The sequence below is a fragment of the Streptomyces sp. NPDC050988 genome (genome assembly GCF_044456225.1).
Classification (GTDB): Bacteria; Actinomycetota; Actinomycetes; order Streptomycetales; family Streptomycetaceae; genus Streptomyces.
The window spans coordinates 43,855-70,107 of sequence record NZ_JBITFQ010000011.1 but is presented as its reverse complement, the minus strand read 5'-3'; the positions used below and the strand labels follow the sequence as shown (position 1 = coordinate 70,107).

24 protein-coding genes and 1 pseudogene are annotated in these 26,253 nt (G+C 71.2%); 18 read left to right on the top strand and 7 right to left on the bottom strand.

Going from position 1 to position 26,253, the window contains the following annotated elements; translation table 11 throughout:
• The first annotated feature begins 21 nt into the window (after window positions 1-21).
• Together ACIBEI_RS24035 and ACIBEI_RS24030 are read left to right on the top strand one after the other, a co-directional pair.
• Window positions 22-1,146 carry an alpha/beta hydrolase gene (locus ACIBEI_RS24035; RefSeq protein ID WP_398892059.1) on the top strand — a complete coding sequence of 375 codons (1,125 nt, stop codon included), beginning with the start codon at window positions 22-24 and terminating at the stop codon, window positions 1,144-1,146.
• Window positions 1,147-1,485: 339 nt separating this feature from the next.
• A complete protein-coding gene (locus tag ACIBEI_RS24030) occupies window positions 1,486-3,324 on the top strand; it encodes a hypothetical protein (protein WP_398892057.1) in 1,839 nt (612 codons plus the stop codon).
• A 117-nt stretch (window positions 3,325-3,441) separates the two neighbouring features.
• Here the strand turns inward: ACIBEI_RS24030 and ACIBEI_RS24025 are convergent, their stop codons facing one another.
• Entirely contained in the window at window positions 3,442-4,863 is a 1,422-nt protein-coding gene (locus ACIBEI_RS24025) for a PH domain-containing protein (RefSeq protein WP_398892055.1), read from the bottom strand.
• Window positions 4,860-5,375 (bottom strand): PH domain-containing protein, encoded by a 516-nt coding sequence (locus ACIBEI_RS24020; RefSeq protein ID WP_398892053.1) that lies wholly within the window; start codon window positions 5,373-5,375, stop codon window positions 4,860-4,862. The genes ACIBEI_RS24025 and ACIBEI_RS24020 overlap by 4 nt, the downstream gene beginning before the upstream one ends.
• A 31-nt stretch (window positions 5,376-5,406) precedes the next feature.
• Between ACIBEI_RS24020 and ACIBEI_RS24015 the strand changes: the two genes are divergently transcribed.
• Window positions 5,407-6,567 carry an NADH-quinone oxidoreductase subunit D gene (locus tag ACIBEI_RS24015; protein WP_398892051.1) on the top strand — a complete coding sequence of 387 codons (1,161 nt, stop codon included), beginning with the start codon at window positions 5,407-5,409 and terminating at the stop codon, window positions 6,565-6,567.
• A 12-nt stretch (window positions 6,568-6,579) separates the two neighbouring features.
• Here ACIBEI_RS24015 and ACIBEI_RS24010 read toward each other — a convergent pair whose 3' ends face one another.
• Window positions 6,580-7,746: an SAM-dependent methyltransferase gene (locus ACIBEI_RS24010; protein WP_398892049.1), complete on the bottom strand. Its 1,167-nt coding sequence runs from the start codon at window positions 7,744-7,746 to the stop codon at window positions 6,580-6,582.
• A 140-nt stretch (window positions 7,747-7,886) separates the two neighbouring features.
• Between ACIBEI_RS24010 and ACIBEI_RS24005 the strand changes: the two genes are divergently transcribed.
• The 3 genes and pseudogenes from ACIBEI_RS24005 to ACIBEI_RS23995 all read left to right on the top strand — a co-directional run.
• Complete coding sequence (locus tag ACIBEI_RS24005; RefSeq protein WP_398892047.1) at window positions 7,887-9,089, top strand: sensor histidine kinase; 1,203 nt, start codon at window positions 7,887-7,889, stop codon at window positions 9,087-9,089.
• A 44-nt stretch (window positions 9,090-9,133) separates the two neighbouring features.
• Window positions 9,134-9,817, top strand: a complete 684-nt coding sequence (locus ACIBEI_RS24000) for a response regulator (protein ID WP_398892045.1) — start codon at window positions 9,134-9,136, stop codon at window positions 9,815-9,817.
• An 86-nt stretch (window positions 9,818-9,903) separates the two neighbouring features.
• A pseudogene (locus tag ACIBEI_RS23995) lies at window positions 9,904-10,226 on the top strand (ATP-binding protein); the annotation flags it as partial.
• Window positions 10,227-10,337: 111 nt separating this feature from the next.
• Here the strand turns inward: ACIBEI_RS23995 and ACIBEI_RS23990 are convergent.
• A complete protein-coding gene (locus ACIBEI_RS23990; protein ID WP_398892043.1) occupies window positions 10,338-11,444 on the bottom strand; it encodes a DUF5937 family protein in 1,107 nt (368 codons plus the stop codon).
• Between the two features lie 166 nt (window positions 11,445-11,610).
• Here ACIBEI_RS23990 and ACIBEI_RS23985 point away from each other — a divergent pair, with 166 nt between their 5' ends.
• Complete coding sequence (locus ACIBEI_RS23985) at window positions 11,611-11,808, top strand: hypothetical protein (RefSeq protein ID WP_398892041.1); 198 nt, start codon at window positions 11,611-11,613, stop codon at window positions 11,806-11,808.
• 100 nt (window positions 11,809-11,908) lie between these two features.
• On the opposite strand, the gene ACIBEI_RS23980 is transcribed toward ACIBEI_RS23985, so the two are convergent.
• Complete coding sequence (locus ACIBEI_RS23980; RefSeq protein WP_398892039.1) at window positions 11,909-13,156, bottom strand: threonine aldolase family protein; 1,248 nt, start codon at window positions 13,154-13,156, stop codon at window positions 11,909-11,911.
• Between the two features lie 147 nt (window positions 13,157-13,303).
• On the opposite strand from ACIBEI_RS23980, the gene ACIBEI_RS23975 reads away from it, so the two are divergent.
• The 10 genes from ACIBEI_RS23975 to ACIBEI_RS23930 all read left to right on the top strand — a co-directional run bounded on the left by ACIBEI_RS23975 (window position 13,304) and on the right by ACIBEI_RS23930 (window position 21,792).
• On the top strand, window positions 13,304-14,314 hold the full coding sequence (locus ACIBEI_RS23975) for a Rossmann-like and DUF2520 domain-containing protein (protein WP_398892037.1): 1,011 nt from the start codon (window positions 13,304-13,306) through the stop codon (window positions 14,312-14,314).
• 31 nt (window positions 14,315-14,345) lie between these two features.
• Window positions 14,346-15,335, top strand: a complete 990-nt coding sequence (gene panC, locus ACIBEI_RS23970) for a pantoate--beta-alanine ligase (protein WP_398892035.1) — start codon at window positions 14,346-14,348, stop codon at window positions 15,333-15,335.
• Window positions 15,332-17,062: an L-aspartate oxidase gene (locus tag ACIBEI_RS23965; RefSeq protein WP_398892033.1), complete on the top strand. Its 1,731-nt coding sequence runs from the start codon at window positions 15,332-15,334 to the stop codon at window positions 17,060-17,062. Before panC ends, ACIBEI_RS23965 begins: the two co-directional genes overlap by 4 nt.
• Before the next feature lie 5 nt (window positions 17,063-17,067).
• Window positions 17,068-18,105 (top strand): carboxylating nicotinate-nucleotide diphosphorylase, encoded by a 1,038-nt coding sequence (gene nadC, locus ACIBEI_RS23960; protein ID WP_398892031.1) that lies wholly within the window; start codon window positions 17,068-17,070, stop codon window positions 18,103-18,105.
• A gap of 2 nt (window positions 18,106-18,107) precedes the next feature.
• Window positions 18,108-18,905 (top strand): type III pantothenate kinase, encoded by a 798-nt coding sequence (locus tag ACIBEI_RS23955; protein WP_398892029.1) that lies wholly within the window; start codon window positions 18,108-18,110, stop codon window positions 18,903-18,905.
• Window positions 18,906-19,104: 199 nt separating this feature from the next.
• The gene (locus ACIBEI_RS23950) at window positions 19,105-19,728 is read left to right on the top strand and encodes a hypothetical protein (RefSeq protein ID WP_398892403.1); all 624 of its coding nucleotides are present in this window, start codon (window positions 19,105-19,107) and stop codon (window positions 19,726-19,728) included.
• A 71-nt stretch (window positions 19,729-19,799) separates the two neighbouring features.
• Entirely contained in the window at window positions 19,800-19,979 is a 180-nt protein-coding gene (locus ACIBEI_RS23945; protein WP_189843148.1) for a hypothetical protein, read from the top strand.
• 180 nt (window positions 19,980-20,159) lie between these two features.
• Entirely contained in the window at window positions 20,160-20,660 is a 501-nt protein-coding gene (locus tag ACIBEI_RS23940) for a BlaI/MecI/CopY family transcriptional regulator (protein WP_398892401.1), read from the top strand.
• Window positions 20,661-20,669: 9 nt separating this feature from the next.
• A complete protein-coding gene (locus ACIBEI_RS23935; protein WP_189843146.1) occupies window positions 20,670-21,209 on the top strand; it encodes an amino-acid N-acetyltransferase in 540 nt (179 codons plus the stop codon).
• A 247-nt stretch (window positions 21,210-21,456) separates the two neighbouring features.
• Window positions 21,457-21,792 carry an Lsr2 family protein gene (locus tag ACIBEI_RS23930; RefSeq protein WP_055618215.1) on the top strand — a complete coding sequence of 112 codons (336 nt, stop codon included), beginning with the start codon at window positions 21,457-21,459 and terminating at the stop codon, window positions 21,790-21,792.
• 8 nt (window positions 21,793-21,800) lie between these two features.
• Here the strand turns inward: ACIBEI_RS23930 and ACIBEI_RS23925 are convergent, their stop codons facing one another.
• Entirely contained in the window at window positions 21,801-22,511 is a 711-nt protein-coding gene (locus ACIBEI_RS23925) for an SCO3374 family protein (RefSeq protein ID WP_398892026.1), read from the bottom strand.
• 429 nt (window positions 22,512-22,940) lie between these two features.
• Here ACIBEI_RS23925 and ACIBEI_RS23920 point away from each other — a divergent pair, with 429 nt between their 5' ends.
• Window positions 22,941-25,469 carry an ATP-dependent Clp protease ATP-binding subunit gene (locus tag ACIBEI_RS23920; RefSeq protein WP_269651524.1) on the top strand — a complete coding sequence of 843 codons (2,529 nt, stop codon included), beginning with the start codon at window positions 22,941-22,943 and terminating at the stop codon, window positions 25,467-25,469.
• A gap of 98 nt (window positions 25,470-25,567) precedes the next feature.
• On the opposite strand, the gene ACIBEI_RS23915 is transcribed toward ACIBEI_RS23920, so the two are convergent.
• Complete coding sequence (locus ACIBEI_RS23915) at window positions 25,568-26,230, bottom strand: HAD family acid phosphatase (RefSeq protein ID WP_398892024.1); 663 nt, start codon at window positions 26,228-26,230, stop codon at window positions 25,568-25,570.
• Window positions 26,231-26,253: the final 23 nt, after the last annotated feature.

Below are 26,253 nucleotides of genomic sequence, written 5' to 3'. Positions count from 1 at the left end.
AAGCGCAGGCAGGAACAGCCCATGGGTCTCACGAGCAACAAGGTGCTGGCATTCGCGGTCCTCTTCGCGGTGCTGCTGTTCGTCGGCACGGTGTGGTGGTGGCCGCGGCTCGCGCGCCGCAACTGGCGTGCCGTGTCCGGGCGGATCGGCCTCCTGCTGGCCACCCAGGTCGCGATCTTCGCGTCGATCGGCCTCGGCGCCAACCAGGCTTTCGGGTTCTACGCCAGCTGGGCCGACCTGTTCGGCCAGGAGTCGGGCCAGGGCATCGTCGTCGACCATGACGCCGCGGGCACGAACGGTCCTCTCCAAGTGGTCGACACACGACAGGTGAACGTCTCCGGAGGGACCCGGCCACAGATCGGCGGCCAGATCCAGAAGGTCGACATCGTGGGCCGGCGGACCCATATCGCGTCTCCCGCGTACGTCTATCTGCCGCCGGAGTACTTCCAACCGCAGTACCGCACCCGTACGTTCCCGGCGACTGTCGTACTGACCGGCTATCCGGGTACCGCCGAGGCGCTCATCAAGGGCCTGCACTATCCGCAGACCGCCCACCGGCTGGCGAAGAACGGCACGATGCAGCCGATGATCCTGGTCATGATGCGGCCGACCGTCGCGCCGCCGCGCGACACGGAATGCGTGGACGTTCCCGGCGGCCCGAAGACCGAGTCGTTCTTCGCCAAGGACCTGCCCGACGCGGTATCGCACCACTACAGGGTGGGCAAAAAGCCCGGGAGCTGGGGAATCGTCGGCGATTCGACGGGCGGTTACTGCGCGTTGAAGCTCGCGATCCACCACCCGGAGACATACGCCGCCGGGGCGGGCCTTTCCCCCTACTACAGGGCACCGAGCGACCCCACGACGGGCGATCTCTTCCATGGGAACGAGGAGTTGAAGAACCGCGCCGACCTGATGTGGTACCTGAAGCACAGGCCCGCGCCCGACACCTCACTGCTCGTCAGCAGCAGCAGGAACGGCGAGAGCAACTACCAGGAGACACTGCGGTTCATCGACCTGGTGCAGGCGAAGAAGCCGACCCGGATCTCGTCGATCATCCTCGACACCGGGGGGCACAACTTCAACACCTGGCGGCGCGAGATCCCGGCGACCCTGCAATGGATCAGTGGACGGCTGAGCGACCGGTGAGCGACCGGTGAGCGACCGATGAGCGATCGATGAGCGACCGCCGACGGTCTTTCCCGGACGCCGGGAGAAAGACGCAAGAACCCCACTGAGAACCCCACTGAGAACCCCACTCGGAATTCCGCGATCCGCCGGAGAAGGGTCGATTCGGGAGAAGGGGCGATCAAGAAACAGCGGCCCGCGCAGTGGCAGTTGGGGCGGCCGATGAGGGAACGAAGTCGTGGTCGTCGAGTGGCCGGTGCGGAGATTGCCCGGTGATGTTGCGGTGAGAAGGTCTCGGTGTGGCTGTGTTTTTGCCCCGCGGGGCACCACGATTCGCCTACGCGCGGTAAGTTTCTGGCCATGCCACGAGGACGTCACCGCCATTCCCCACCTCTGCACCGGCTGTTGCCCCCCTCGGCGATCGCAGGCGTCTCCGCCGTCTGCGCCGCGGGGCCATGGCTGTTCTCCGAAACGTTGGTGCTCCGAGGGCTTGCCGCGGGTGCCGCGGCGACGGCTGTCGCGGGCGCGGTCGTCATGCGCCGCTGGGACGCGGCGGCGGGCAAACGGGTAGCGGACCTCACACGCGCGCGGGCGAGCGACGAGTGGCGTCACGAGGAGCGGGCCGCCGAACTGGAGGCCGACCTCGACGAGTCGCGCGAGCTGCGCACCAAGCTGGAGCAGCGGCTCCGCTCGAAGCGCGCCGAGTTGCAGGGACTGCGCAACGAACACGCAGCGCTGCTGCGGCGGTACGCCACGGCGGAGACCGAGCGTGCCACCGCGCTGGAGGGCCGCCGGCTCCTTGAGATAGAGGCGACGGCTCCCGCCCGGGTGGCGTTGCCCGCCGCGGCCTCGATACCGCCGCAGGGCGAGGAGACGGCATCCGCCTCCGCCCAGGACGCGGTTCCGGAGGCGACCGCGGCGACGGTCCAGGCCGCCCTCGCGGCATCCGCGGCGGCCTCGGTCCTCTACGTGAAGGCCAACGCGGCGCTGGACCGGCTCGCGAAGGCCGCAGTCGTCGGTACGGCCGATGCGGCTGATGTGGCCGATGCCACCGGGGCGACCGAGGGCGCGGATTCGGCGGGCGACTCCGCGGACGGCGTGTCCGGGGACGGCACACCCGCTGAGGACGTGACGGCGGAGGGCGGTTCGGTGACGGCCGACTCCACGACGGCCGACTCCACGACGGATTCGGCGACGGACGACTCCTCTGCGGCCGGGACCAAGCCCGAGGCCAAGCCCGAGACCCAGCCCGAGACCATGCCCGAGGCCGAGGAGGCCGCTCCCGAGGCGGCCGATTCAGCCTCGGATTCCGCCCTCGCCGAGGACGGTTCGGCTCAGGACGACGCGGCCACGGGCGGCTCCGCCCCGAGCGCCTCCGCGAAGGGCGGTCCGGTCAAGCGGGCCACCACGAAGGGCGGTGGCCCCAAGGGTTCGCCCTCGCCGGGAGGACCCGGCAAGCGGGCGCCCCGTCCGAACGGTTCCCCGAACGGCTCCGCCAAGGGCGCGTCCGCGGCCGGCAGCACCGTGACGGGCGCACCCGTCAAGGGCGACGCCGGGCAGGAGGGCGAGGCCCGGGGGAAGTCCGAGGCGGTCGGCGGTCATGAGCGCACGGCCGCCGCGACCGCACCGAGATCCGCGAGGCCCGCGCGAGCCACGCGACCCGCGGAGACCGCACGGCCGCACGCGCAGGCCACCGCGATCGACGTGACGCCCCTGCAGTCCACGGCGACCCGCACCGCGCCCGCCCCCGAGCCGTCGACGGGCACCGCTCTCGCGCGGCCCACCCCGTCCGAAGTGGCCCGTGTGCGGCGGCGTCCCGAGACCGGGGCGACGACCCAGTCCCCGACGAGCGCGGCCGCTCTCACCCCCGCCGCGCGGCCCTCGAAGCCCTCCGGACACTTCACCGTGCCCACGGCCGTCGCGGTCGCGCCCACCTCGCCCGCGCGACGCCCCTCCGTGGAGGGCGGGTTCGACTTCTTCGGTACGCAGAAGGGCGAGGAGGCGCTGGAGGCCGTACAGAACGAGGACCTCGCCGACGTGGTCGGCCAGGAGGCGCTCGCGCTCCACAAGGCCGAGTCCGAGTCCGAGTTCAAGCCCGCGAGCGAGGAGTCCCGCGGAGTCGGCCAGGTCATCGACCTGACCGCGCACGACGAGACGGAACAGATCGACCTGGCGGAACTGCGCAGCGCGGTTTCGTAGCACCCGAAGGGCCGGCAGGCCGATCGCGTACGTGATGAGGGCAGTGGCAACCCGCCACTGCCCTCACGTCGTTCGCTCCTGACAAGCCGCTCGCTTCGTCCGAGTCGGTCGAAGGCCTCAGGCCATCCACCGGTCCGGCCTGGCCTCCCGTCGTCCCGTGCGTGACCGGTCCGCCTGGCCGTACAGCAGTTCCGCCGCCTCGGAGGCGTCCCGCAGCCGGGCCGTCACGGTCTTGTTGGCGCCGGTGTCCACGCGGACGTCGGCCAGCCCCTTGCGGCGCTGCCACGGCCCCTGCTCCAGGCGCACGCTCTGCACCTTGGCGTGCGGCACGAGCGCGATGCTGCGGCGCAGCAGCCCGTGCCGGGCCACGAAGACGGTGTCGGTCACGGTGAGCCCGTAGCCCCGCCACCAGAACGGCACGCACCAGCCCGCCCGGCGCGGCGGCCGTGCCAGTGAGGTGGGCACGGTCACGCCCGGCAACACCCGCCCGATGACCGCGTCGGCGACCTCGCGCGGAGCGACCGGTACGAGCACGGAGTTGGACGACCCCGCCACGTCCAGCTCGACCCGGACCCACCCGCGCCGCCGCCAGAGCAGCGGCTCGACGATGCGTACGGTCTGGACGCGCCCGGGCGGCACCGTCTCGTGCGTACGGTCGAGGAGCCCGTGGTCGATGCGGAGCCCGTCCGGGGACTCGCCCACGGTCCAGTCGTACTCGCCGACGAACCGCCCCACGCTGCTCGCGCCCGCCGCGCCGAGCAGCGGAAGCGCCGTCGCGAGGACCGTCCACACGCTGTGGGTGGCGAACCACAGGAGTGGCGGTACGACGAGCGCGGCGGCCAGCGTTCCCCAGGTGGCCCCGGTCAGGACGAGCGACACGGCGAGGACACCCGCGGGCACGTGGAGCAGCCGCCGCACCGGCGCCTCGCCCACCTCGTGCGCGGTCTCGGGCGCGAAACCGGCGGCCCGCGCGAGCAGTTCGGCCCGCAGTATCCGGGCCTCCTCCTGGCCCAGATAGGCCAGCTCGTCCTTCTTGTCGGTCCCGACGACGTCGAGTTTGAGTTTGGCGACCCCGGCCACGCGGGCCAGCAGCGGCTGGGTGACGTCGACGGCCTGTAGCCGTTCGAGCCGGATGTGCGCGGTGCGCCGGAACACCAGGCCCGTACGGATGCGCAGTTCGGTGTCGGTCACCGCGAAGTGCGTGAACCACCAGCTCAGAAAGCCGTAGAGGGCTGCCCCCACGACGGCCGCGACCAGGACGGCCAGCAGCGTCATCGTCGTGAGCCGCGTCAGCTGCCGCTGCGCCTGGTCGGGGTCGTGCACGGCCCAGCCGGCGATCACGGCGACGGGCGCCCACGCGCGCCGCAGCGGCGTCACGGGGTGCAGCCGCCGCTCGGGCGGCCCGGCCGCGTCCTCCCGCCCGCCCTCGGCCGCCTCCTCCGGTACGGGCGTCGCCTCCGGCACGGCTGCCTCCTCGGGTACGCGCCGGGGCTCGTCCCGTACATCCTCTACGTCCTTGGAGGCGCCCGGCGTCGTCACAGCCCCGCCGATCGGGCCTCGCCCAGCTCCGTGAGCCGGTCGCGCAGCCGTTCCGCCTCGGCCGGGTCCAGCCCCGGAATGCGGGCGTCCGTCGCCGCGGCGGCCGTGTGCAGTTGCACGCTCGACAGCCCGAAGTGCCGCTCGACGGGGCCGGAGGTGACCTCGACCAACTGCATGCGCCCGTACGGCACGACGGTCTCCTCCTGCCACAGCACACCCCGGCTGATCAGCAGGTCGTCGGCGCGCTCGGCGTACCGCCAGGACCGCCAGTTGCGGCCCAGCATCGGCCAGCCCCAGAGCAGCACCGCGAGCGGCAGCAGGGCGAAGGCCGCCCAGCCGGGCCCGGCGAGCAGGCCGAGCAGCAGGCCCGTACCGACGGTCAGCAGCCCCAGCCACACCACCAGCAACAGCCGTCGCATTCTCAGCAGCCCCGGCGGGAGGCCGATCCACACCGGCTCGCCCGCCGCCTGCCCCGCTGTCCGCCCCGCGTTTTCCGAGGTCCCCGTCTCCATGCCGCAAGCGTACGTACGCGACACTGTTCCCATGACTCCTACGACGGGTCCCACGGAGACCATGGTCGGCATCGGCGGCGCCGCCGAGAGCACGGACATGGTGCTCAACATCGGGCCCCAGCACCCGTCCACACACGGTGTGCTGCGGCTGCGGCTCGTCCTCGACGGCGAGCGGATCCAGCACGCGGAGCCGGTGATCGGCTATATGCACCGCGGCGCGGAGAAGCTCTTCGAGGCCCGCGACTACCGCCAGATCATCATGCTGGCCAACCGCCACGACTGGCTCTCCGCCTTCTCGAACGAGCTGGGCGTGGTCCTCGGCGTGGAGCGGATGCTCGGCATGGAGGTCCCCGAGCGCGCGGTGTGGACGCGCACGCTGCTCGCGGAGCTGAACCGGGTCCTGAACCACCTGATGTTCCTGGGGTCGTACCCCCTGGAGCTGGGCGGGATCACGCCGATCTTCTACGCCTTCACCGAGCGCGAGGAACTCCAGCACGTCATGGAGGAGATCTCCGGCGGGCGCATGCACTACATGTTCAACCGGGTCGGCGGCCTCAAGGAGGACATGCCCGCCGGATGGACCACGCGCGCGCGGGCGTCCGTTGCCGGAGTGCGCTCCCGCATGGACCGCTTCGACGACCTGGTGCTCGGCAACGAGATCTTCCGCGGTCGTACGAGGGATGTGGGCGTCCTCTCCCCGGAGGCCGTGCACGCCTACGGAGTGAGCGGTCCCATCGCCCGCGCCTCCGGAGTCGACTTCGATCTGCGCCGGGACGAGCCGTATCTCGCGTACGGGGAGCTCCAGGACACCCTGAAGGTCGTCACGCGCCAGGAGGGCGACTGTCTGGCCCGCTTCGAGTGCCTGCTGGAGCAGACGCACGTCGCGCTCGACCTCGCCGACGCCTGCCTGGACCGGCTCGCCGAGCTGCCCCCTGGGCCCATCAATCAGCGGCTCCCGAAGGTCCTGAAGGCCCCTGAGGGCCACACGTACGCCTGGACCGAGAACCCGCTCGGCATCAACGGCTACTACCTCGTCAGCAAGGGCGAGAAGACCCCGTACCGGCTGAAGCTGCGCTCGGCCTCGTACAACAACATCCAGGCGCTGGTGGAGCTGCTGCCGGGGACGCTGGTCGCGGACATGGTGGCGATCCTGGGGTCGCTGTTCTTTGTCGTCGGGGACATCGACAAGTAGGAAAACCGCGCTCTACGTAGAGGGCTGTTCACCGCCGGCGAGCGGGTTCGGAATTCCAACCGGCTGGAGCAGCCACCCGAAGTCGCCGAGTCCGCCCCGGGCGGTCAGCTCGGCGGCCTCGCCCGCGCCCGCGAGGGCCCGTACGTACGCCGTCGGGTCCGTGGAGGCCAGGGCGAGGGACGGCCGCTCCCCGCTCACCCCGAGCGCGCCCAGTGCCTCCCGCTGGCTCAGCAGCCGCGCCCCGGGCAGGGCGCACGCGTCCAGCGCCACATGCGCGGTGATGTCACAGGAGCCGTCGGGGACGGGTGCGGTCTCCCTGCCGTCCCTGAACCCGGTCAGCGTTCCGAAGGGTGGCCGCGCGCCGGCGAAGTGCGCGTAGTCCACGGCCACGGCGAGACCTCGGCCCAGGGAGGCCACGGCAGCGGCCCAGGCGGCATCCCTGGGGAGCCCGATCTCGGCCCGGAGGCCCTCGGCAGCCTGGCCGTGAGGGCCGTGAGGGCCGTGAGGGGCTTGGGCAGGGCCCTGGAGGCCCGCTGCGGACGCGTGGACGTCCTCGGGCGGCTCCTCGGGCGGAGGCGGGCCGTTTGGGGCTTCAGGGGGCGGCAGCGGGCTGCCCGGAGTCCCCGTGAGCGGCCACCACCTGGCCAGCCACTCCGCCTCCGCCCCGGCCGGCGGCTCCCCGAGGGCCTCCGTCCCGTCCTCCCGTACGAGAACGAGCCGTACCGTCCCCTCCGCGTCCACCTCGGCCACGTCCAGGGGGACGTTGTCGAGCCACTCGTTGGCGAACAGGAGGCCCGTGACGCCCGGCGGGGGCTCCGGGAGCCACTCGATCCGGTGATCGAGTCCGGGGGGACGGGCGGCCCGTTCCACGGCGTGCCCACGCGCGCGGGAGGCCACTTCGGCGGGGAGGGCCTTCAGGACGCCGGTCACCAGCTCGCCGCGGCCCGCGCCGATGTCGACGAAGGCGAGGTCGGCGGGGTGGGCCAGCGCCTCGTCGACGCGGCACAGAAGCCGGGCCACGGCCCCCGCGAACAGCGGTGACGCGTGCACCGAGGTGCGGAAATGACCCGCGGGGCCCTCCGGACGGCGATAGAAACCGGAGGGCCCGTACAGCGCCTCCTCGGTCGCCGGACGCCACCCGCGCGCCCCGTCCGCCCTGTCACACCTCACTGCGCTCACCACTGCTCCCGGCCGCTTCCACCGCGTCAGGTTAAGCGCCGAGTCGAGTGGGGCCTCCACCTTGGGGAGTACGAGCACCGGTTACGGATCGACCCTCCGGTTGACCCCTGCACACACCACGCTTCCCTACGCTGGGTTACGTGCAGCGCCTCTATGACTTTCTCCGCAGGCACCCGACGTGGGTCGACGGCTTCTGGGCCGTCTTCCTCCTCGGGATCTCTGTCGTGGGCGGAACCGCGAACCAGGAGGCCACCGGGACCGACCTCCCGGTCGTCGTCATCCCGGTCACCCTGCTCCTCTGCCTGGTGATCGCGCTGCGCAGGCGCATGCCCGAGAAGATGCTGCTGCTGGCCGTCGCCGTGGGTGTGGCACAGCTGGCGCTTGACATGGCGGTGGTGGCGGCCGACTTCGCGCTGCTGGTGATCAGCTACACCGTGGCGTCGAACGGCACGCGCTGGGCCTCCCGGCTCGCCCTGACCGCCGGTCTGTTCGCGGCGCCCCTCTCGCAGCTGCGCTGGCCGGACGAGAACACGAGCGGCGCGGGCCACCTGGCGATAGTCGTCTTCCAGATGGTCCCGTTCGCCCTCGCCTGGGTGCTCGGCGACTCCCTGCGCACCCGCCGCGCCTACTTCGCGCAGCTGGAGGAGCGGGCCGCCCGTCTGGAGAAGGAGCGCGAGGCGCAGGCCAAGGTCGCCGTCGCCGCCGAGCGCGCCCGGATCGCCCGCGAGCTGCACGACGTGGTCGCGCACAACGTCTCGGTGATGGTGGTCCAGGCCGACGGCGCGGCGTACGTCCTCGACTCGGCTCCCGAGCAGGCCAAGAAGGCCCTGGAGACCATCTCCGGGACGGGGCGGCAGGCCCTCGCCGAGATGCGCCGCCTCCTCGGCGTACTGCGCACCGGCGAACACCAGGAGTCCGGCGAGTACGTGCCGCAGCCCGATGTGGAGCAGCTCGACGACCTCGTCGAGCAGTGCCGCACCTCCGGCCTGCCCGTCGACTTCAAGATCGAGGGGACCCCGCGCCCCCTGCCCAGCGGCGTGGAGCTCACGGCGTACCGCATCGTGCAGGAGGCCCTCACCAACACCCGCAAGCACGGGGGGCCGAACGCGGGTGCGAGCGTGCGCCTGGTCTACTTCGACGACGGCCTCGGCCTGCTCGTCGAGGACGACGGCAAGGGCGCCCCGCACGAGCTGTACGAGGAGGGCGGCGCCGACGGCCGGGGCCACGGCCTGATCGGGATGCGCGAGCGCGTCGGTATGGTCGGCGGCACCCTGGACGCCGGGCCGCGGCCGGGCGGCGGTTTTCGCATCAGCGCCCTGCTTCCGCTCAAGCCGGCCCACTGACACGTGCACGCTTCAGCTCCACGAACCGACCGGAGGACCTTCCCATGCCGATCCGCGTGATGCTCGTCGACGACCAGGTGCTGCTGCGCACCGGGTTCCGGATGGTGCTCGCCGCACAGCCGGACATGGAGGTCGTGGCGGAGGCGGGCGACGGCGTCGAGGCCCTCCAGGTGCTGCGCGCGACCGCGGTCGACGTGGTGCTCATGGACGTACGTATGCCGAAGCTGGACGGCGTGGAGACCACCCGCCGCATCTGTCAGGACGAGAACCCGCCGAAGGTGCTGATCCTGACCACCTTCGACCTCGACGAGTACGCCTTCTCGGGGCTCAAGGCCGGCGCCTCCGGCTTCATGCTCAAGGACGTGCCGCCCGGCGAACTCCTCGCCGCGATCCGCTCCGTGCACAGCGGGGACGCGGTGGTCGCGCCCTCCACCACCCGGCGTCTGCTCGACCGGTTCGCGCCGATGCTGCCCAGCGCCGGCAAGGAGCCCCAGCACAAGGAGCTGGAGCGGCTCACCGGGCGCGAGCGCGAGGTGATGATCCTGGTCGCGCAGGGCCTGTCGAACGGCGAGATCGCGGCCCGGCTCGTCCTCTCCGAGGCGACGGTCAAGACCCATGTGGGCCGCATACTCACGAAGCTGGGCCTGCGCGACCGCGTCCAGGTCGTCGTCCTCGCGTACGAGACGGGTCTGGTGCGGGCCGGTGGCGGGAGCGGGGGACAGGGCTGACCACGGCCCAGGGACCGGACCGACCACCGTCCGGGTGCCGGGGCGCGCGTGACCGGGGTGTGACCGGCGGCCACTAGGGTCCGCGCATGCTTGTGTGGATCAACGGCTCTTTCGGGGGCGGTAGGACGCAAACCGCGTACGAGCTCCAGCGGCGGCTGACTTGGTGTCCTGGCGGCAGGGCGTGGTCGAGGTGCTCGACCTCGCCCTCACCAAGCACGACGGAGTCGTCATCGCGCCCATGACGGTCACCGACTTCGGCTACTTCGACGAGACCGTCGGGCTGCTGCGCGAAAAGGGCCACGACGTACGCCACTTCACACTGCTCGCGGAGCGCGAGACCGTCCTGAAGCGGCTGCGCGAACCGGAGTTCGCCGAGCACCTGTGGACCGACCACACGACAGTCGCAAGGCACATCCGCTTCGACTGACCTGACCTGCGGCCGCGGATGCGGCTGATCCGGTGCGCCGAGCGCGCCTCTGGGGGCGTACGGCGGCTGCGGGGCCCCGGCCCAACGTGGCGCTCAGCGCAGGATGCCCTCCAGGAAGTCGCTGCCCAGGCGGGCCACCATCGTGACGTCCAGCTGGTGCAGGACGTACCGTCCGCGTCGGCGGGTGGTGAGCAGGCCCGCCTTCTTCAGGACGCTCAGGTGCCGGGATATCTCGGGCGGCGTCATGCCGTGCGTCTGGGCCAGCTCGCTCGTGGTGAACGCGCTGCGGGCCAGACTGCGGCACAGACGCATCCGCACCGGGTGGGACAGGGCCGTCATCCGCAGGGTCAGCTGCTCGACGGAGGGCGGGGCCGCCAACTCGGGGGAGCCGACCGGGTAGTGCAGCACCGGCTGCCAGCCGTACCGGTGCAGCACCATGAGGTGGGGCCAGCCGAGGCTTGTCGGCACCAGCAACAGGCCGCTGTCCCGGACCATGGTGTGGCCGCTGCCCAGCTTGTCGACGGTGACGCGGCCGGCCGCCTCGTCCAGTGTCACCGCGGGCGACACCGAGGCCAGCGCCTCGGCCAGGCCCTTGCGTCTGAGCAGGTCCGTCTTGTGGCGGGCGTCCGCGGCGAGCGGGTGGCGCAGCCGGGACCAGGTCTCGGCGAAGAAGGCCTCGTCGCAGTCCTCCAGGAACTGCCGCAGCCAGGCGCGGATCCTGGGCGGGTCCTCCAGCAGCCGCGCGGTGAACTCCGCCGGCCGGGGTCCGCGCGCGGCGGCCAGCTCCAGCGCGCGCCGACGGGCCCCGGCATTGGTGAGCGCGCCCGCGCCCTGCGCGTCGTACGGCAGCGCGCAGGTGAATTCGAGGGCCGCGTCCACGAACTGGTCGTCCGTCAGTTTGTCGAGCAGGTCCAGGTCCTCGGCCAGCGTGGCGCCGGGGAGCGTGGTGCCGCCCCCCACTCCCGCATACGGCAGGAACAGGTCCGAGAACGTCGTCCGCCACAGGAAGTCGGCCTCGCACATCCGGTCCGCGAGATGCGGGTCGAGCCGTGCGGTCACCCCGGTCGCCCAGCCCTGCAGCCCGGGATGGTGTCCCGGCTCGGCCAGTGCGTGCAGCGCCATGCAGAGCTCGGCGAGGGGCGAGGGCACGACGGCCACCCGCTCCCCGCGGAGCCCGGAAATGTCGATGGTCACGCTCATGACCTCATGGTGCACCCCGCCACTGACAACGCGGCCGTCGATTGACGACCGCGGTCAATCGACGCGACGCCCCGGCAGGGCGCGCGCAAGCTGGGATCGCAGACCGGGGCAACCGCGGGGCCCACGGCGTTCACGTCCGTACCCAGTCCCGAAGAGGCGATCCGCCATGAGCATCACCCAGCAGTACCTCCTGGACACCTACCGCGCCCGGCAGCACGGCGACCCGACCCCGCCGGCCCCCGGCAGCCACGACTGGCAGGCCATGCGCGAACTGGCCGACCACCGCCGGTTCCGCGCCGCCCTGACCGGCCGTCCGGTCCGGGGGCGGATGCGGGTGGCACTGGCCCGGCTGCTCGGACACTGAGGCGCGCCGAGGCCCACTGAGCCGGTCTCTTGGGCCGGCCCGGCTGCTCGGTCGCCGACCGGCACCGGCACCGGCACCGGCACCGGCACTGGCCCGGCCCTCAGCGCGGCAGGCGCCCCACGAAGTCGGCGACCGCCTCGCGGACGTCCTGCGCGGTCCACTCCAGCCCCGGTGCGGCCACAGTGACCTCGGTGAACGCCAGGCCAGGGCCACCCCGCTCCCAGACCTGCGGGAACAGGCCGGTCTTCGTCTCCTCGGCCTGCAACGTCCCCGCGTGGGTGAGGGCGTCGGCGTCGTACGGCAGCCAGAGCTGGAACTGGTGGGTGTGCGGCTCCTCGGGGTGGACCCGGGCCCAGGGCACCCCGGCCCCGGCGAACCCCTCGCGCAGCGCCGCGGCGACCACGCGCGCGTGGGCCACGTACTCCGGGAGCCGCGGCAGCTCCTTCTCCAGGCCGATCAGCGCGGCCAGGACGGTGGGGAACTGCTGGAGGATCTGCCCTCCGTAGCGGTGGCGCCAGGCCTTCGCCTCGTCGACGAGCGTCTTCGGGCCCGCGAGGGCGGCGCCGCCGATTCCGTCGAGCGACTTGTAGAACGACACGTAGACGCTGTCCGCGAGGTCCGCGATCTCGTCCAGGGAGTGGCCGAGACGGGTGGTGCACTCCCACAGGCGGGCCCCGTCGAAGTGCACCACGGCGTCGCGTTCGCGCGCCGCGTCCGTGACGGCGACCAGTTCCTCCCAGGAGGGCAGCACGAAACCGGCCTCCCTGAGGGGCAGTTCGAGGAAGAGCGTCCCGAAGGGCTCCGCCAGGTCGCGTATCTCCTCGGCGGAGGGCATCCGCGGCTCGCGGGTCGGATGGACGGTCCGCAGGCCGCTGACCGTGCCGAGGGCATTCCGTTCGTGGACCTCCGGGTGGGAGAGGGGATGCATCGCCACCGTCGTACTGCCCGTACGGCCCGCCCAGCAGCGCAGCGCGACCTGCTGGGCCATCGTGCCCGAGGGGAAGAAGGCGGCGGCCTCCTTGCCGAGCAGAGCCGCGACCCGCTCCTCCAGGGTCTCGACGATCCCGTCGCCGTACATGTCCACCGGCTTGTCCAGGTCGTACACGTCCGGTGCGGCGTCCGTCAGCCGGGCCAGCAACTCACCGACCGTGGCGTGGAAACCGGGCCGCCACAGCACCCGCCGCGCCCCTCGCCAGGCGACCCTTCGCCGCTCGCGCCGCTGCTCGGCCGTCTCCTCCGCGGCCTGCCCGGCCGAACCGTCCGCCGCCCGCTCAGATGCCTGGTCCGCCGCCCGCGCAGTCGCCTGGTCCGCCGCCTGTTCCACCGAATGCTCCGTCGTATCGCCCATGCCCGGATCATGCAGGACACGACGGCGACCGGTCATATGAATTCCCCACAGCCTGTGGACAAAAAAACGGCCCTCGGACCAATCGCGTTAACATGACGAGAAATCGTCCGGTACCCCGAGCGGACTGGAACGGAAGGCCGCCGTCGAGTGAGTACATTCCCCCAGCCAGACCCCAAGGACCGCCCCGCACGGCTCACCGTCGGTGTGGTCGGCGCCGGTCGTGTGGGCCCCGCCCTGGCCGCGTCGCTGCGGCTCGCCGGACACCGCCCGGTGGCCGCCTCCGGAGTCTCCGACGCCTCCCGGCGACGAGCGGCGCAGCTGCTGCCCGACGTGCCGCTGGTGACCCCCGAGCAGGTCCTGGAGCGGGCCGACCTGGTGCTCCTGACCGTCCCGGACGACGCCCTGCCGGGACTGGCGGAGGGCCTCGCCGAGACCGGTGCCGTACGGCCGGGACAGCTCATCGTGCACACCTCCGGGCGGTACGGCACGAGGGTCCTGGACCCCATGCTGCGCGCCGGTGCGCTGCCGCTCGCGCTGCACCCCGCGATGACGTTCACCGGCACCCCCGTGGACGTGCAGCGCCTCGCCGGATGCTCCTTCGGGGTCACCGCGCCCGAGGAGCTGCGTCTGGCCGCCGAGGCCCTGGTCATCGAGATGGGCGGCGAGCCCGAGTGGATCGCCGAGGCCTCCCGGCCGCTCTACCACGCGGCCCTCGCGCTCGGCGCCAACCACCTGGTGACGCTGGTCGCCGAGTCCATGGAGCTGCTGCGCGCGGCGGGCGTCGAGGCCCCGGACCGGATGCTCGGCCCGCTGCTGGGCGCCGCCCTGGACAACGCGCTGAGGTCGGGCGACGCGGCCCTCACCGGACCGGTGGCGCGCGGTGACGCGGGCACGGTCGCGGCCCATGTCGCCGAGTTGCGCAAGCACGCGCCCCAGACCGTCGCCGGCTATCTGGCGATGGCCCGTGCGACCGCCGACCGGGCCCTCGCCCACGGCCTGCTCAAGCCGGAACTCGCCGAGGACCTCCTCGGAGTACTCGCCAACGGGACGGCCGGAACGGCCGGGACCGCCGGGACCGCCGGGCCGGGCGGACCGAACGGCCCGAGCGGAACCGACGGAACGAACGGACCCGACGGGCCCGAAGGAGACGCCCGATGACGCGCGCAGGTGCCGAGAACGGAGCCACCCGATGACCACCACCGTGCTGCGCACCGCCGACGAGCTCCACGCGCGCGTGCGCACCGGCCGCCGTGCCGTCGTGATGACCATGGGCGCCCTGCACGAGGGCCACGCGACGCTGATCCGCACCGCCCGTGAGATCGCGGGCGACGGCGAGGTCGTCGTCACCGTCTTCGTGAACCCTCTCCAGTTCGGCGCGGGCGAGGACCTCGACCGCTACCCGCGCACCCTGGACGCCGACGTCAAGATCGCCGGACTGGCGGGCGCGGACGTCGTGTTCGCCCCCTCCGTGGACGAGGTCTACCCGGGCGGCGAACCCCAGGTCCGCATCAGCGCCGGCCCCATGGGCGGGCGCCTGGAGGGCTCGACGCGGCCCGGGCACTTCGACGGCATGCTCACCGTCGTCGCCAAGCTGCTGCACCTCACCCGCCCCGATCTGGCGCTGTTCGGGCAGAAGGACGCCCAGCAGCTCGCCCTGATCCGCCGCATGGTGCGCGACCTGAACTTCGGCGTGGAGATCGTCGGCGTCCCGACGGTGCGCGAGGCGGACGGCCTGGCCCTGTCCAGCCGCAACCGCTATCTGTCGGCCACCGAGCGCCGTACCGCGCTGGCCCTGTCCCAGGCCCTGTTCGCGGGCAGCGACCGGCACGCCGCCCAGGAGGCCCTGCGCGCGCGTGCCCGTGAGGTGCCCGCCACGCACGCGCGTGCCGCGGCCCTCAGCGCCATCGGCGAGTCCCGCGCCGCGGCCGACACGCACGCCGTCGCCAAGGCGGCCCCCGGCGGCCCCGCCGCGGTCCGCGCCGCAGCCCGCCTGGTCCTGGACGACGCGGCCCGCCTCAACCCGCCGCTCGCGCTCGACTACCTCGCGCTGGTCGATCCGTCCGACTTCACCGAGATCCCGGACGACCACACCGGCGAGGCGGTCCTCGCCGTCGCCGCCCGGGTCGGGACGACCCGGCTGATCGACAACATTCCTCTGACCTTCGGAGCCGCCTCGTGACCAGCACAGGCACCAGCACAGGCATACGTCTGCACGCGCCCGCACCCGGCTGGTCCCTCACCGCCGACGTCGTGGTCGTCGGCTCCGGAGTCGCCGGACTCACCGCGGCCCTGCGCTGCGACGCCGCCGGTCTGCGCACCGTCGTCGTCACCAAGGCCCGCCTCGACGACGGCTCCACCCGCTGGGCCCAGGGCGGCATAGCGGCGGCCCTGGGCGAGGGCGACACCCCCGAGCAGCACCTCGACGACACGCTGGTGGCGGGCGCGGGCCTGTGCGACGAGGACGCCGTCCGCATCCTTGTCACCGAGGGCCCCGACGCCGTACGCCGGCTCATCGAGACCGGCGCCCACTTCGACGAGTCCGAAGGGGGTGTCCTGGAGCTGACCCGCGAGGGCGGCCACCACCGCCGGCGCATCGCCCACGCGGGCGGCGACGCCACCGGCGCCGAGATCTCCCGCGCCCTGGTCGAGGCGGTACGCGCGCGTGGACTGCGTACGGTGGAGAACGCGCTCGTCCTGGACCTCCTCACGGACACCGAAGGGCACACCGCGGGCGTGACCCTGCACGTCATGGGAGAGGGCCAGCACGACGGCGTGGGAGCCGTCCACGCCCCCGCCGTGGTCCTCGCGACCGGCGGCATGGGCCAGGTCTTCTCGGCGACCACCAACCCCTCCGTCTCCACCGGCGACGGCGTGGCGCTCGCCCTGCGCGCCGGCGCCGAGGTCAGCGACCTCGAGTTCGTGCAGTTCCACCCGACCGTGCTGTTCCTCGGTGCGGACGCCGAGGGCCAGCAGCCGCTGGTCTCCGAGGCGGTCCGCGGCGAGGGCGCCCACCTGGTCGACGCGCACGGCACGCGCTTCATGCTGGGCCAGCACGAACTGGCCGAACTCGCCCCCCGCGACATCGTCGCCAAGGGCATCATGCGGCGCATGCAGGAGCAGGACGCCGAGCACATGTACCTGGACGCCCGGCACTTCGGCGCCCACATGTGGGAGCACCGCTTCCCGACGATCCTCGCCGCCTGCCGCGCCCACGGCATCGACCCGGTCACCGAGCCCGTCCCGGTCGCCCCGGCCGCCCACTACGCCTCCGGAGGCGTCCGCACGGACTCCCGGGGCCGTACGACCGTCCCCGGCCTGTACGCGTGCGGCGAGGTCGCCTGCACCGGCGTCCACGGCGCCAACCGGCTCGCCTCCAACTCGCTCCTGGAGGGCCTGGTCTACGCCGAGCGCATCGCGGCCGACATCGTGGGCAGCCACCAGGAGAACCGCCTCCACGCGCGCGTGCCCGCGCCGGTCGCCCACCCGGAGAGGCCCGCCCATCCGCTGCTCGCCCCCGAGGCACGCTTCGCGATCCAGCGGATCATGACCGACGGCGCCGGCGTCCTCCGCTCGGCCGCCTCCCTGGAGACCGCGGCCGAGCGCATCCAGCAGTTGCACACCGAAGCCCGCGACGCCCTCGACGAGAACGGCAAGACGGCCGAGCCCGGCGTCGACACCTGGGAGGCCACCAACCTCCTGTGCGTGGCCCGCGTCCTCGTCGCCGCCGCCCGGCTGCGCGAGGAGACCCGCGGCTGCCACTGGCGCGAGGACAAAGGTGAACGGGACGACACGAACTGGCGGCGCCACATCGTCGTACGGCTGAATCCCGACCGGACACTCGCCGTACACACCACCGACACCCCAGACTTCCCCCCGACACAGCAGTCCCGTCCCCAGGAGCAGTGACAGAAGTGAGCACCCCCGACCTTCCCCTCCTCACCGGCGGTGGCTGCGGCGACGGCTGCGGCTGCGGCGCCGCAGGGGAGTACGACGTCGATCCCCTGGAGTACGCCGAGTGCGGGCTCGACCCCGCCCTCGCGCAGCTCCTCGCCGACGCCGGGCTCGACCCCGTAGAGATCGAGGACATCGCCCATCTGGCCATCGAGGAGGACCTCGACCACGGCGTGGACGTGACCACCGTCGCGACCATCCCCGAAGAGGCCGTCTCCACCGCCGACTTCACCGCCCGCGAGGCCGGTGTCGTCGCGGGCCTCAGGGTCGCCGAGGCGGTCGTCTCCGTGGTCTGCACGGACGAGTTCGAGGTCGAACGGCACGTCGACGACGGCGACCGCGTCGAGGCCGGCCAGAAGCTCCTGAGCGTCACCACCCGCACCCGCGACCTGCTGACGGCCGAGCGCAGCGCCCTGAACCTCCTGTGCCGCCTCTCCGGCATCGCGACGGCCACGCGCGCGTGGGCCGACGTTCTGGAGGGCACCGACACGCGCGTGCGCGACACCCGCAAGACGACGCCGGGACTGCGCTCCCTGGAGAAGTTCGCGGTCCGCATGGGCGGCGGTGTCAACCACCGCATGTCCCTCTCGGACGCGGCCCTCGTCAAGGACAACCACGTGGTCGCCGCGGGCGGCGTCACCCAGGCATTCAAGGCCGTACGGGAGACCTTCCCGGACGTGCCGATCGAGGTCGAGGTCGACACCCTGCATCAGCTCCGCGAGGTCGTGGACGCGGGCGCCGACCTGATCCTCCTGGACAACTTCACGCCCGGCGAGTGCGAGGAGGCCGTGGCCATCGTGGACGGCCGCGCCCTCCTGGAGGCCTCGGGCCGCCTCACCCTGGACACCGCCCTCACGTACGCGAAGACCGGCGTCGACTTCCTCGCGGTGGGCGCCCTCACCCACTCCTCGCCCATCCTGGACATCGGCCTCGACCTGCGCGAGGCCGACGAGATGTCCGAGGCCTCCGACGCGTCGACGACGAGCGAGGCTGAGTAGGCATGCTGCTCACGATCGACGTAGGCAACACGCACACCGTCCTCGGCCTCTTCGACGGCGAGGACATCGTCGAGCACTGGCGCATCTCCACGGACGCCCGCCGCACCGCGGACGAGCTGGCCGTACTCCTCCAGGGCCTGATGGGCATGCACCCGCTCCTGGGCGACGAGCTGGGCGACGGCATCGACGGCATCGCGATCTGCTCGACGGTCCCCTCGGTCCTGCACGAGCTGCGCGAGGTCACCCGCCGCTACTACGGTGACGTACCCGCCGTCCTCGTCGAGCCGGGCATCAAGACGGGCGTCCCGATCCTGATGGACAACCCCAAGGAGGTCGGCGCCGACCGCATCATCAACGCGGTCGCGGCCGTCGAGCTCTACGGGGGACCGGCCATCGTCGTCGACTTCGGCACGGCGACGACGTTCGACGCGGTCTCCGCGCGCGGGGAGTACGCGGGAGGCGTCATCGCCCCCGGCATCGAGATCTCCGTCGAGGCACTCGGCGTCCGCGGCGCCCAGCTCCGCAAGATCGAGATCGCCCGCCCCCGCACCGTCATCGGCAAGAACACCGTCGAGGCCATGCAGTCGGGCATCATCTACGGCTTCGCCGGCCAGGTCGACGGCGTCGTCAGCCGCATGGCCCGCGAACTCTCCGAGGACCCCGACGACGTCACGGTCATCGCGACCGGCGGCCTGGCCCCCATGGTCCTCGGCGAGTCCTCGGTCATCGACGAACACGAACCCTGGCTGACACTGATCGGCCTCCGCCTGGTCTACGAAAGAAACGTCTCCAGAACCTGACAGCGCCCCCGGCGGCGCCCCAAAGGGGCGCGGGGAACTGCGCGACAAGCCCCCACTCACCCGCAGACAACAACTGAACCGGCGGAGCCACGCCAATCAACATGGCGAAGCCACGCCACACGGTATCCGATCTACGGATTTTGTCTGATTAGCGCGTATCGTCGCGAGCATGCCCACGCCCTATGGATCCCGCGGCGGCATGGCGTTCGGTGCGGAGGAGCTGCGAGTGCTCCGACGCGCGCTCGCTCTCGCCCTCCACCCCCGCCCCGCCTCGGCCGAGGACGTGCAGGACTGCCTCCGCCTGGCGGAGGCAGTCGACGAGGCGGCCCGCGAGGGCGCCCGGCTGCGCGCCTTCCTGCTGGCCGACCTCGCCCGCTACCGCGCCGCGCTCCCCGGCACGGCGGCCGGCTTTCTGACGCTTCTGGAGGAGGCCCTAGTGGTTGGCTACCGCCCGGTCCCGGACGACCTCGCCGCGCTGCGCGCCCTGCGCGGCAACCCCGTCGCGGCCGCTCTCCTCGACCGCTGCCACGACCTCGCGGAGCAGGACGTACGCATGCGTCTCGCCCTCCGTACGGTCCCGGCCTCCCGCGGTCGTGCGCGGACCCGTCTGACGGCCCTCCCGGGCGGCCTCGCCGCCGCCACGGAGGAACCCGGCAGGAAGAAGCCCGCGGAAAAGCCCGCCGAGAAGCCGGCCGCCCCCCAGCCCAAGCCGCAGACCCCGCGCCGCGACCGCCCCATCCCCACCCCCGGCGAGGTCTTCCCCCCGAGGCGCAAACCGGCCGCCCCGCCCGCGAACGCACCGCAGCAGCTCGCCGCGGTCTAGTCGCACCCGGGGGCGGTCCAGGCCACCCCCACCCCGCACCCGCTCCGCGGCCCCTGGCTACTCTGGACGGCATGGACTACGTCTCCGCGCTCGTGCCCCCGGTAGTGATGGCCGTGTTCTTCACCGGTCTGATCGTGACGATCGTGAAGACCCAGGGCGGCGCCAACAAGGCCAAGGAGGACGCGGTCGTCGACGCGGCCCTCGCCCGCGCCGAGAGCACCCGCCAGGCCTCCCGCGACACCGGCGCCTGAGCTCCACCGGGGCGCCGGACGGCGTCCACCCCGTGGCGTACGACTCATCAGCTTTTCGAGTCGTACGCCCTTTTTGTTGCTGTTTGTCATCCAAAGCCACGTCCACCACATGATTGGCGACATCTCCCCCTATTGTTCTGAGCTGTGCCTCGCCCATTGGGAGAACTCGAAGACGCGGTCATGACGCGGGTGTGGAAGTGGAACCGCCCGGTGACCGTTCGGGAAGTCCTGGAAGACCTTCAGCAGGAGCGGTCCATCGCGTACACGACGGTGATGACCGTTTTGGACAATCTCCATCAGAAGGGCTGGGTGCGCCGCGAAGCGGAAGGCCGGGCCTATCGATATGAGGCGGTCTCGACCAGGGCCGCCTACTCGGCGGCACTGATGAACGAAGCCTGGACCCAGAGTGACAACCCGGCCGCCGCTCTCGTCGCCTTCTTCGGCATGATGTCCGCGGAACAGCGCGAAGCACTGCGCGATGCCGTGCGTATGGTCCAAGGGCCGGAGGAAACCCCGGCGCCACAGAAGCCAGAGCCACAGAACCCGGCGCCACAGAACCCGACGGCGGAGAACCCGGCAGCCGAGAACTCGAAGGCCGGGAACTCGACGGTCGAGAACCCGGCGGTCGAGAACGCCGTCGGCGAGAACCCCGCCGCCGCTGGGGGCGAGACCGGGCGATAACGTCCGCTCATGCCAGCAGAGCAGCCCGAAGCCGCCACTAAAGCCCTCACCGTCCGCCGGGCCAGGACCAGCGATGTCCCGGCGGTTCGCCGTCTCCTCGACGCGTACGTCCGCGGCGGCATCCTGCTCGACAAAGCGACGGTGACGCTTTACGAGGACATCCAGGAGTTCTGGGTGGCGGAACGCGACACCGGTTCAACTACGGAGGTCGTGGGCTGCGGCGCGCTGCACGTCATGTGGGAAGACCTCGCGGAAGTCCGCACTCTCGCCGTGGACGGCTCGATGAAGGGCGCCGGCGTCGGACATCAGTTGCTGGGGAAGTTGCTGGAGACCGCCCGCTGGCTCGGTGTTCGCCGCGTATTCTGCCTGACCTTCGAAGTCGACTTCTTCGCGAAGCACGGCTTCGTGGAGATCGGTGAGACGCCTGTAGACACCGATGTCTACGCCGAGCTGTTGCGTTCCTATGACGAGGGCGTGGCCGAGTTCCTCGGTCTCGAACGAGTGAAACCGAACACCTTGGGCAACAGCCGGATGCTTCTGCATCTGTGATCGCCGCCCCGCAATACCCGTGGCATACCCCTGCCACTAGCCCGGAGCCCCTTGCCCGCGGGCCCTATGTCCGAAACGCGCACGTTTCCGGTCTTCCCGGGTCCGTCGGTCTCTGCCAGGGGTTTGTGTTTTTCCAGCAAAAGCGGTTTGCTTTCCGACGTACTGCAGTAGTGCATATAACAGGGACGTGAAACAGCGGCGGCCGCCGCGGACCCCGCCCCTGAAGATATCGATGAAAGGAAATCCGGTGGCACAGAAGGTTCAGGTCCTTCTTGTCGACGACCTCGACGGTGGCGAGGCGGACGAGACCGTGACGTTCGCGTTGGACGGCAAGACGTACGAGATCGATCTCACGACTGCCAATGCGGACAAGCTCCGTGGACTTCTCGAGCCGTACGTCAAGGGCGGTCGTCGTACCGGAGGCCGCGCCTCGGGGAGCCGTGGAAAGGCGCGTGCCGCTTCCGGTGGCAGCCAGGACACCGCGCAGATCCGCGCGTGGGCGAAGGAGAACGGCTACGAGGTCAATGACCGCGGTCGCGTTCCGGCGTCCATTCGTGAGGCTTACGAGAAGGCCAACGGCTGAGCAGAGGCCTACGACATGGCCAAAGGCTGAGCACAGGAACGGCGCAGCCGGACGCGATGGCATTCAGTCGCCATCGTGTCCACGAGTCGTACGAGATCGGGGGCGCCCCCAACGCCCCCACCGAGCGCCGACAGTGTCGGCAGCGACGGCTCCACCTCGCAGCCAGGCTCAGGGGGTCGCAGCCAGACGGCGGCCCCCTGCGAGCTGTCCACAGCGGTATCCACAGCAATATCAGCAGCGGTTTCCACAGATGTGTGCGGTGTGCGCGACGTATGCGCGGGGATGTGTACGGGGGTCCCTGCGGGTCGCGGAGTGCAGGGCGCCGGAGTGCCGGGCGGCAGTGGCGCCTCGATGCGCCCGCCCTCGCCGATCGCCCTGAGATCCAGCGTGAGAGCCCCCCACTCCAGCCAGTCGAGCAGCCCGGGCAGTTCGTCCGCGCTTCCCGCCGCCACCAGAATCCGCATCCGGTCCGCCCGCAGGGCCACCGGAGAGCCCGGCGCCAGATGCCGCAGCGCCGCGTAACCCGCCTCCACTGGCGCGTCCATTACGTCGAAACGCAGCCCCGTCGGCAGGTCCACGGGAGTGCCGGGCACGGTCGGCCAGCCCAGTTCGTTCTCGTACCAATGCCGGACCGCGCGACTCGTGTGGCTCGGGTGACCCGAGTCGCTCGGGTGGCTCGTGTCGAGCGGTCGGCGGGGAGAAGGGACCGTGAAGACCATGCAGAGCCAACCGCCACAGAGGCGTTCGAGTTACGCTGGGTGGCTTCGCGTGTGCGCAGAGTGTCTGAAAAGTGGGCGCTCCGAAGCGGTCCGCGGCGCAAGGATGTTCGCCCATAGCGGAGGGAACCGGTGCGTTCGGCATGGAGTGTCAGTGCGTGCGGGTAAGACATCCCTAGTGGGAGGGGCGACACGCATGGCTCGGGCATCTCACGTTCGCCATCGGCGTACAGATGGTGGGGGTATCTGCCTGGCCTGCGGGAACATCGTCTCGCACCATCAGGTTGGAGCAGATGTCGGCGTTCGGGGTCAGGAGGCCAAGGACGGTGTCGGCAGTTGGAATGAGCGGTCCCCGCTTGCGGGACTAAGCTGCGGAAGGACAGGGAGGGGAGCGTCCCCTTACTGCCTGACCGCTCTGAGGAGCGATTAACGATGTTCGAGAGGTTCACCGACCGCGCGCGGCGGGTTGTCGTCCTGGCTCAGGAAGAAGCCCGGATGCTCAACCACAACTACATCGGCACCGAGCACATCCTCCTGGGCCTGATCCACGAGGGTGAGGGTGTCGCCGCTAAGGCCCTGGAGAGCCTCGGGATTTCGCTCGAGGCGGTCCGCCAGCAGGTGGAGGAGATCATCGGCCAGGGCCAGCAGGCCCCGTCCGGGCACATCCCCTTCACCCCCCGTGCCAAGAAGGTCCTGGAGCTGTCGCTCCGCGAGGCCCTTCAGCTGGGCCACAACTACATCGGCACGGAGCACATCCTGCTCGGCCTGATCCGCGAGGGCGAGGGCGTCGCCGCCCAGGTCCTGGTCAAGCTGGGCGCAGATCTCAACCGGGTGCGGCAGCAGGTCATCCAGCTGCTCTCCGGTTACCAGGGCAAGGAGACCGCCGGCGCCAGTGGCGGTCCCGCCGAGGGCACCCCCTCGACGTCCCTGGTCCTCGACCAGTTCGGCCGGAACCTCACCCAGGCCGCTCGTGAGTCCAAGCTCGACCCGGTCATCGGGCGCGAGAAGGAGATCGAGCGGGTCATGCAGGTGCTGTCCCGGCGTACGAAGAACAACCCGGTCCTGATCGGTGAGCCCGGCGTCGGCAAGACCGCCGTCGTCGAAGGTCTCGCCCAGGCCATCGTCAAGGGCGAGGTGCCCGAGACCCTCAAGGACAAGCACCTCTACACCCTGGACCTCGGCGCGCTGGTCGCCGGCTCCCGCTACCGCGGTGACTTCGAGGAGCGCCTGAAGAAGGTCCTCAAGGAGATCCGCACCCGCGGCGACATCATCCTGTTCATCGACGAGCTGCACACGCTCGTGGGTGCGGGTGCCGCGGAAGGCGCCATCGACGCGGCTTCGATCCTGAAGCCCATGCTGGCGCGCGGCGAGCTGCAGACCATCGGTGCCACCACGCTGGACGAGTACCGCAAGCACCTGGAGAAGGACGCCGCGCTGGAGCGCCGCTTCCAGCCCATCCAGGTCGCGGAGCCGTCGCTGCCGCACACCATCGAGATCCTCAAGGGTCTGCGCGACCGCTACGAGGCACACCACCGCGTGTCCATCACGGACGAGGCCCTGGTGCAGGCGGCGACGCTCGCCGACCGGTACATCTCGGACCGCTTCCTGCCGGACAAGGCGATCGACCTGATCGACGAGGCCGGCTCCCGGATGCGCATTCGCCGGATGACCGCGCCGCCGGACCTCCGCGAGTTCGACGAGAAGATCGCCGGCGTCCGCCGCGACAAGGAGTCCGCGATCGACTCGCAGGACTTCGAGAAGGCCGCCTCCTTGCGCGACAAGGAGAAGCAGCTCCTCGCCGCGAAGGCCAAGCGGGAGAAGGAGTGGAAGGCCGGCGACATGGACGTCGTGGCCGAGGTCGACGGCGAGCTGATCGCCGAGGTCCTCGCGACCGCCACCGGCATCCCGGTCTTCAAGCTGACCGAGGAGGAGTCCTCGCGTCTGCTGCGCATGGAGGACGAGCTCCACAAGCGGGTCATCGGCCAGGTCGACGCCGTCAAGGCGCTGTCCAAGGCGATCCGTCGTACGCGCGCCGGTCTGAAGGACCCGAAGCGTCCCGGTGGTTCGTTCATCTTCGCGGGCCCGTCCGGTGTCGGTAAGACGGAACTCTCCAAGGCTCTGGCCGAGTTCCTCTTCGGCGACGAGGACGCGCTGATCTCCCTCGACATGTCGGAGTTCAGCGAGAAGCACACGGTCTCGCGTCTCTTCGGCTCGCCTCCCGGTTACGTGGGCTACGAAGAGGGCGGCCAGCTGACCGAGAAGGTCCGCCGCAAGCCGTTCTCCGTCGTCCTCTTCGACGAGGTCGAGAAGGCCCACCCGGACATCTTCAACTCGCTGCTGCAGATCCTGGAGGACGGTCGCCTGACCGACTCCCAGGGCCGGGTCGTGGACTTCAAGAACACGGTCATCATCATGACGACCAACCTCGGCACCCGGGACATCTCCAAGGGCTTCAACCTGGGCTTCGCGGCCTCGGGCGACAAGAAGACCAACTACGAGCGCATGAAGAACAAGGTCTCGGACGAGCTGAAGCAGCACTTCCGGCCCGAGTTCCTCAACCGCGTCGACGACGTGGTCGTCTTCCCGCAGCTCACCCAGGAAGACATCCTCCGGATCGTCGACCTGATGATCGGCAAGGTCGACGAGCGCCTCAAGGACCGGGACATGGGCATCGAGCTCTCCCAGTCCGCGAAGGAGCTGCTGGCGCAGAAGGGTTACGACCCGGTGCTCGGCGCGCGTCCGCTGCGGCGCACGATCCAGCGCGAGGTCGAGGACTCGCTGTCGGAGAAGATCCTCTTCGGCGAGCTGCGTCCCGGCCACATCGTGGTCGTCGACACGGAGGGCGAGGGTGAGGCCAAGACCTTCACCTTCCGCGGCGAGGAGAAGTCCGCGCTGCCGGACGTCCCGCCGATCGAGCAGGCGGCCGGCGGCGCCGGTCCCAACCTGAGCAAGGAGGCGTGACCCCCAGGGGTTCCGTCTGAGAACGCCCGAAGGGGCCGGTGCCGACAAGGCACCGGCCCCTTCGTCGTGCCCGGCGGTGTCGTAGCGCCCGGCAGTGGTTACGACAGCTGGCCGTCGTAGTCCGGCAGCTTGTACGCCTTCTCGGCGTGCCCGCCCGACAGGTCGGTGGCGCTGTTGCCGATGTTCGCGATGATCGTGTAGCCCTTGGCCTCGATGGCCGTGCGCTGGGCCGTCTTGTACTCGGCCACGTCCCTGAACAGGTCGATGAAGTTGCGTACGTACAGGCCGGAGACCTTGTAGCCGACGTGCTTGAGGTTGTACTCGGTCACCGACTTGATGATGTCCGGGCGGGCCGTCACGAAGAACAGGGCGACGCCGCGGTCCTGGGCGTACTTGGCGACGTCCAGGACGGGCGCGTTGGCCGGCGACGGGTAGCTGAAGCCGAAGTCGGTCTCCAGCGTGGTGTTGTCGATGTCGAAGACGATGGCCTGCTTCTCGCCGGATGACGCGTCGGCGATTCGTTCCTTCAGGTAGGGCAGCGCGTCGGCCATGACGGCCCGGCAGTCCTTCTGCCAGGTGTCGTAGTCCACGTCCGCCGCGGCGGCGGAGGCGGCGGTCGCGACGGTGGTGGTCGCGACGGTGGCGGCCGCGGCGGGGGCGGCGGCCGGGGTCGCGGCGGTGGCAGGGATCGCCAGGGCCGCGGTGACGGCGGTGGCGGCGGCGGTCAGGCCTATGAGGCGCTGCCAGCTTCTTCCTGTCATGGGATGGGGGGTTCCTCTCGCGT

Bases quoted from the DNA above. Each gene is read 5' to 3' on its own strand.
- ACIBEI_RS24035 (WP_398892059.1), top strand. From the start codon at position 22: ATGGGTCTCACGAGCAACAAGGTGCTGGCATTCGCGGTCCTCTTCGCG.
- ACIBEI_RS24030 (WP_398892057.1), top strand. From the start codon at position 1,486: ATGCCACGAGGACGTCACCGCCATTCCCCACCTCTGCACCGGCTGTTG.
- ACIBEI_RS24020 (WP_398892053.1), bottom strand. From the start codon at position 5,375: ATGGAGACGGGGACCTCGGAAAACGCGGGGCGGACAGCGGGGCAGGCG.
- ACIBEI_RS24015 (WP_398892051.1), top strand. From the start codon at position 5,407: ATGACTCCTACGACGGGTCCCACGGAGACCATGGTCGGCATCGGCGGC.
- ACIBEI_RS24000 (WP_398892045.1), top strand. From the start codon at position 9,134: ATGCCGATCCGCGTGATGCTCGTCGACGACCAGGTGCTGCTGCGCACC.
- ACIBEI_RS23990 (WP_398892043.1), bottom strand. From the start codon at position 11,444: ATGAGCGTGACCATCGACATTTCCGGGCTCCGCGGGGAGCGGGTGGCC.
- ACIBEI_RS23985 (WP_398892041.1), top strand. From the start codon at position 11,611: ATGAGCATCACCCAGCAGTACCTCCTGGACACCTACCGCGCCCGGCAG.
- ACIBEI_RS23980 (WP_398892039.1), bottom strand. From the start codon at position 13,156: ATGGGCGATACGACGGAGCATTCGGTGGAACAGGCGGCGGACCAGGCG.
- panC (WP_398892035.1), top strand. From the start codon at position 14,346: ATGACCACCACCGTGCTGCGCACCGCCGACGAGCTCCACGCGCGCGTG.
- ACIBEI_RS23955 (WP_398892029.1), top strand. From the start codon at position 18,108: ATGCTGCTCACGATCGACGTAGGCAACACGCACACCGTCCTCGGCCTC.
- ACIBEI_RS23950 (WP_398892403.1), top strand. From the start codon at position 19,105: ATGGCGTTCGGTGCGGAGGAGCTGCGAGTGCTCCGACGCGCGCTCGCT.
- ACIBEI_RS23945 (WP_189843148.1), top strand. From the start codon at position 19,800: ATGGACTACGTCTCCGCGCTCGTGCCCCCGGTAGTGATGGCCGTGTTC.
- ACIBEI_RS23940 (WP_398892401.1), top strand. From the start codon at position 20,160: ATGACGCGGGTGTGGAAGTGGAACCGCCCGGTGACCGTTCGGGAAGTC.
- ACIBEI_RS23935 (WP_189843146.1), top strand. From the start codon at position 20,670: ATGCCAGCAGAGCAGCCCGAAGCCGCCACTAAAGCCCTCACCGTCCGC.
- ACIBEI_RS23925 (WP_398892026.1), bottom strand. From the start codon at position 22,511: ATGGTCTTCACGGTCCCTTCTCCCCGCCGACCGCTCGACACGAGCCAC.
- ACIBEI_RS23920 (WP_269651524.1), top strand. From the start codon at position 22,941: ATGTTCGAGAGGTTCACCGACCGCGCGCGGCGGGTTGTCGTCCTGGCT.
- ACIBEI_RS23915 (WP_398892024.1), bottom strand. From the start codon at position 26,230: ATGACAGGAAGAAGCTGGCAGCGCCTCATAGGCCTGACCGCCGCCGCC.